This window comes from Bilophila sp. 4_1_30, from assembly GCF_000224655.1.
Lineage (GTDB): Bacteria > Desulfobacterota > Desulfovibrionia > Desulfovibrionales > Desulfovibrionaceae > Bilophila > Bilophila wadsworthia.
Genome location: NZ_JH114231.1, coordinates 159,343 through 163,922 on the forward strand (window position 1 = coordinate 159,343; position 4,580 = coordinate 163,922).

8 protein-coding genes and 1 pseudogene are annotated in these 4,580 nt (G+C 61.7%); all 9 read right to left on the minus strand.

What is annotated here, in order from left to right; genetic code table 11:
* Window positions 1-667, minus strand: a pseudogene (locus HMPREF0178_RS21800) (hypothetical protein); the annotation flags it as partial.
* Between the two features lie 74 nt (window positions 668-741).
* Complete coding sequence (locus HMPREF0178_RS00755; RefSeq protein ID WP_009367987.1) at window positions 742-1,695, minus strand: DUF1351 domain-containing protein; 954 nt, start codon at window positions 1,693-1,695, stop codon at window positions 742-744.
* Window positions 1,696-1,716: 21 nt separating this feature from the next.
* Window positions 1,717-2,178, minus strand: coding sequence for a single-stranded DNA-binding protein (locus HMPREF0178_RS00760; RefSeq protein ID WP_009367988.1), 462 nt, complete (start codon window positions 2,176-2,178; stop codon window positions 1,717-1,719).
* 57 nt (window positions 2,179-2,235) lie between these two features.
* Window positions 2,236-3,093 carry an ERF family protein gene (locus HMPREF0178_RS20280; protein ID WP_009367989.1) on the minus strand — a complete coding sequence of 286 codons (858 nt, stop codon included), beginning with the start codon at window positions 3,091-3,093 and terminating at the stop codon, window positions 2,236-2,238.
* A 4-nt stretch (window positions 3,094-3,097) separates the two neighbouring features.
* Window positions 3,098-3,232, minus strand: coding sequence for a hypothetical protein (locus HMPREF0178_RS22750; RefSeq protein ID WP_009367990.1), 135 nt, complete (start codon window positions 3,230-3,232; stop codon window positions 3,098-3,100).
* Window positions 3,198-3,743: an HNH endonuclease gene (locus HMPREF0178_RS00770; RefSeq protein WP_009367991.1), complete on the minus strand. Its 546-nt coding sequence runs from the start codon at window positions 3,741-3,743 to the stop codon at window positions 3,198-3,200. Before HMPREF0178_RS00770 ends, HMPREF0178_RS22750 begins: the two co-directional genes overlap by 35 nt.
* Entirely contained in the window at window positions 3,740-3,919 is a 180-nt protein-coding gene (locus HMPREF0178_RS00775) for a hypothetical protein (protein WP_009367992.1), read from the minus strand. The genes HMPREF0178_RS00770 and HMPREF0178_RS00775 overlap by 4 nt, the downstream gene beginning before the upstream one ends.
* A complete protein-coding gene (locus HMPREF0178_RS00780) occupies window positions 3,916-4,161 on the minus strand; it encodes a hypothetical protein (protein WP_009367993.1) in 246 nt (81 codons plus the stop codon). The genes HMPREF0178_RS00775 and HMPREF0178_RS00780 overlap by 4 nt, the downstream gene beginning before the upstream one ends.
* On the minus strand, window positions 4,158-4,580 hold a 423-nt coding region (locus HMPREF0178_RS00785; RefSeq protein WP_232281155.1), incomplete at its 5' end, for a hypothetical protein. The genes HMPREF0178_RS00785 and HMPREF0178_RS00780, both read right to left, overlap by 4 nt.

Genomic DNA, 4,580 nt, shown 5'->3' on the forward strand with positions numbered 1-4,580 from the left:
CGTTGGCGGCGGGTGGCACGGGCAAGGTGAGCACTTCGGCCCGGCCTTCGCCGTTGTCCGCAGGCTTGTCCGGGGTGACGAGTTCAAGGCGGTGCTGCCGCTCCTCGGCTGTCATCGGGCGGCGGCTGATTTCCTTGCCCGTCACGGAATCGCACCATACGACCTCCATCGTCGTCCGATCTTCAAAGCGGTCGCAGGAGACGGTTTCAAACCGTTTGCCGGAACGGTATTCCGCTGCCGCTTCCGCAGCCTTGGAGACGGAAAGGTCGATGCGTGCCTTGTAGTCCTTCTTCACGGCGAGCAGTTCCGTTTCCAGCTTGTCGCGTTCGCGCAGGGCGTCCGCCATTTCGGAGCCCAGATCAAGGAGCTGTTCATCGGTGAGATCCACCAGCACCTCGATGTTTTCCCGCCCGCAGGCGCGGACGTCATGCGGCCCCGCATCGTCCGGGATGAGCCCGGTGTCTTCCCACGCCTCGCGCAGGATGTCGTAGGCGATGGTGTCGCCGACGTCTATGTCCTCGGCGTCATGCAGGAAGGCGTCGGTAGAGAGTTCCGTACCGTGGCCGTGTTTGTCCGAGACGATGCAGCATTCGCCGTCTTCGGAGAACTCATGGATGGTGAGGGTGACGCGGACGTAATCCGTGGCGTCCTGTTGTTCCTGACTCATGAAAAGTCCTTTGCCGGGGTACATGCCCCCCGGCGGGCTCTATGGGGACGGCGCGGGAGGTGGGCGCCGGAGGGTTAGAAAACTGTGACCAGGCCGACCGTGCGGAGCAGGGCAAGGGCCTCCTGTACGGTATCCTCGTACTTCGGCGCGTACTTGACGCTGAGGGTCAGGGTACAAGCCACGTTCACGGGCGGGGCGAAGGGAAAGCCCTCCTCCTGCTCAATGAACGAATCGGGGCGCGGATCCGCAGGTTTGACGACGGGGGTGGGCTTGCTCTCTTCGCGGGCCTTGGCTTCCGCCGCATACGCCTGCCCGATGATGCCCGCGGCGTCCTCGCCGGAAATATCCGGCGTCAGGCAGGCCGCAAACTTCGACAGGGGAAGCGCGAAACCGTGTTGTTCCGCCTGAGCCTTTGCCGTGGCCTCCACCAGCGCGATGCGGTCGGCTTTGGCCTGTTCCATCCGGCGGGTTTCTTCGCACTCCCGCTTGTATGCGGCGATGATCCGTTTGATATCCTCGTGGATCTCGGCTTGCCTCGTGGATTTGTTCAGCCATGAAGGGTTGATGGGGATGTCCAGTTCCGGCACGCCTTCACAGCTCTTGATGTTGTCGACGACACACTGGACGGCTGCGCGTCGGCCTTCACGGTCGCGCCGCTCGAAGTCCTTGACCTGCGTGTCCAGCGCAGCGCGGGCATCCACGATGCGGGCGATCAGCGCCTTGACCTCGGCGTCGAACCCGTCCAGCGGCCCGGCAATCCGCCGCTTAATGTCCTTCCGGGCGTTGTCCATCCGTTCCTTGAGCCTGTTCAGCCCCGCCATTTCGTTTTTGATGGCGGGCACGTCGGCTTCCTGTACCTCCAGCCCCGCATACTGGGCTAGGACGGTATCCAACAGCGTGGACACGGCGTCCTTGTCCCATGTGATGACCAACGGCGTCGCGGTGACGTTCAGGTCCAGCAGGGCGAGCCCGGCGGGTTGCTCCTGCGCGGGCGGGAGGGCTTCCAGAATTTCTGCGGTCTGTGCCATATTCTATCCTATTGGTTTTGCCTAAAAAGGCACGTCATCGAGGCCGGAGGCTTCGGAAGGGAAGGCGGGGCCGAGGTCTTCATAGTCGGCGGAGTGCCGCCTCTGTGTCTGGCGTCCGCCTCCCTGTCGGCCCTGTTGCCCGTCGCCGTCCGCCTTGCGGTCGAGGAACTGGACGCGCTGCCCCTGAATCTCGGTGACGTAGCGGTCCTGCCCTTGCTGATCCTGATACTTGCGGGTGGAGAGCCTGCCCTCGATGAACACGAGGCTCCCCTTGGCGAGGTACTGCGAACAGGTTTCGGCCTGCCGGTCCCAAAAGACGACCTTGTGCCATTCCGTCTTGTCGACCTTCTCGCCCCGGTCGTTGGTGTAGCCCTCATCCGTAGCCACGTTCAGGCTGCATACGGGCTTTCCGGCCTGGGTGTAGCGCATCTCGGGATCGCGCCCGAGCCTTCCGATGATCATCACCTTGTTGAGGCTGCTCATACAATCTCCTGCTGAGGGAAAGAAAAGCCCCGCCTGATTATCAGGGCGGGGCTGTTGTTACGCGGCGCATTCCTTGTCCTGCGCTTCGATCTTGCGCTGCCGTTCCCGGTAGGCGGCGTAGATGGCCCCACTGTCCGGGTGGTTTTCCGGGATGCCGAGCCGGGTTGCCGCCTCCTTGAGCGCGGTTACGGTTTCCGCCGCTTCAAAGGCGGCGATCACGGCGTCCAGCGGCACGAATTCGGGCGGGGTTCCGGCTTCGGCTTCGGCCTTGGCCTCGATCTCCCGGCGCTTCTTGCCGAACATGTTCTTGACCGCCTCGTAGTCGGGGTGTCCCTCGGTAATCCGATGGCGGTTGTAACAGGCGACGAACCCCGCACAGTCCCGTACTTCGCTCAACTCCTTAGCGAGGGCGGCGAGATCCACACGCTCGGGCTTGGGCTGAGGGGCTGGCTCGGGAACGTTACGCCGGGGCTGTTCCCGGTCATCGTCCCGCCTCCATGCGCCTTCCCCGTCGTCATCGTCGTCGGCCACCACGCCGACCAACGCCGAAAGGGAATAGCGCCGGGCGTAGGTGATGGCGCTTCCCATTGATTGGATGGCGTTCTTGGAGCCTGTATTGTCGTATGGCATCCTGCATTCCGATGCCAGCCATTGCCCCGACTCGTGCATCAGCATCGTCCTGACGTGCGCAACCCCTTCCGAGGGGAGGACAATCTGCGCGATGGAGAGGCCGTGCTTCGGAAGCACCTTGCGGACGGCGTCGATCATCGCCGTCAGGTCAGCGTATTTGCGCTTGAGCTTTCCCTCCTTCCCGACGGCGGCGGTGGAGTTCTTTTCTGCGGGTTCAAGCTCGCCCTGCGCGGCGGCAAGGGCCTTCGCCAGTTCGTTGATCTGTTCGCTATGGGTATCGCACATATACTTACTCCCCGCCTTCTTCCGTTTCCGTGTGCTTGCGCCGGTTCCGCGCAAAGGCGGCATTGCCCGCCGCGATCATGAGTTCCTCGTCCGTCCAGTCCCCATCAAGTTCGGGGTAAGCGTCGTCCGTCCAGTTCATCACGGATCTCCTGCAATTCATTGGCGATGGTCAGCAACCTTCTTCTCATTGCCAAATCCAGTTTTTGTCGGGCGCTCAGGTGTCCCGCCTCATTGTTGCATGAGGCACAGGCAAGGGTCAGGTTCCGCAAGCTGTCCAGTCCGTTTCCGGCAAGCGGCACGATATGTTCCACGGTTGCCGTCTCGGGGGTCAGGACCCGCCCGCAGTACATGCAGACCCAACCGTCCCTTTCCGCGATGGAACGGATCAACAGGTTACGCTCGCGGGCATTTCGGGGCCTCCGCTCACGTTTTCCCCCGCCCTCCCACTTCCGCTGATCAAGAAAGGCGTTGAAAGCATCCTGCGCCCCGTTGATTCCTTTTGTGATTTCGCCGTCTTTGTTCCTGTAGAGCACGGCGATTCCGAGTTGTGTCGTAAAGCGGATAACTTCATAGTCATTCGTCGTGGCAAGCACCTCGGAACCATGAGCGAAGAGCCAATCTGAAAAACGCCGCAGCATTTTTTCGTTCATTGCCCCGCCTCCATGACGAGCGGCGTCATCTGTTCAAAGAGTTCCCGATCCTGCCGCTCAAAATACCCCGTGAGAAGAAAACAGAGAGCGACGATAAGAGCCGCCAGCCACGGGCGGCTCCAAAAGTTGAAGTTGAGGAGTACCGCCCATAGCCGTTTCCAGATGTCAAAGTTCATGCGGCCGCCTCCAGCCGTTCAAGAACAGCGTCGATTCCGCCGTCCTCGTCGATGAACTGGCAGTTGGTGATGGGCCGCGTGGGGACGAGTTCCCCATCGTCCCATTCCGCCGCCCGGAGGCTCCAGCCCTCCCGTGTCGCCTTGAGGAACGACATCACGGCTGCGGGTGAATTGAAAAAGTGTCTGACCGTTCCGCCGTAGAGCGAATTCCCGGTTTCGATGCAGAAGAATGTGGTGGTCATGCGACCCTCCTTGCGTCGAGCTTTTCAATCCACAGGCCGACGACTTCGGCATCGGAAACATGCCCGGCGCGTATATCATCATAGAGCGCGATGAGTTCCGCCGCGTCGCATTCCCCGCCGCATTCCGGGCAGGTGAACAGGCCGTTTTCACAGGTGAGGCTGTGGCGTTCGCCCTGCTCAAGGCAGTTGGGGCAAGGGAAATGCTCCCGGCTCAGGGCCGTGTCGCGTGCCAGCCGCGCGGCAAGGTTCTCTTCCGCGTCGCGCTCAATGGCGCGCATGATGCAGTCTTCCGGGTGATAGCAGGTTCCAAAAGCCCCTTCACGTCCGCAGTTCGTGCCGTAACACATAGAAATACCCTCGTTTTGATGTTTGGCTTGGCGTCCCAAACCCAATGAAAAAGCCCGGTTGGTTCCGGGCTT

Excerpts from the sequence above, each read along its gene's own strand:
- HMPREF0178_RS00755 (WP_009367987.1), bottom strand. The coding sequence starts at position 1,695 with ATGGCACAGACCGCAGAAATTCTGGAAGCCCTCCCGCCCGCGCAGGAG.
- HMPREF0178_RS00760 (WP_009367988.1), bottom strand. The coding sequence starts at position 2,178 with ATGAGCAGCCTCAACAAGGTGATGATCATCGGAAGGCTCGGGCGCGAT.
- HMPREF0178_RS20280 (WP_009367989.1), bottom strand. The coding sequence starts at position 3,093 with ATGTGCGATACCCATAGCGAACAGATCAACGAACTGGCGAAGGCCCTT.
- HMPREF0178_RS22750 (WP_009367990.1), bottom strand. The coding sequence starts at position 3,232 with ATGAACTGGACGGACGACGCTTACCCCGAACTTGATGGGGACTGGACG.
- HMPREF0178_RS00770 (WP_009367991.1), bottom strand. The coding sequence starts at position 3,743 with ATGAACGAAAAAATGCTGCGGCGTTTTTCAGATTGGCTCTTCGCTCAT.
- HMPREF0178_RS00775 (WP_009367992.1), bottom strand. The coding sequence starts at position 3,919 with ATGAACTTTGACATCTGGAAACGGCTATGGGCGGTACTCCTCAACTTC.
- HMPREF0178_RS00780 (WP_009367993.1), bottom strand. The coding sequence starts at position 4,161 with ATGACCACCACATTCTTCTGCATCGAAACCGGGAATTCGCTCTACGGC.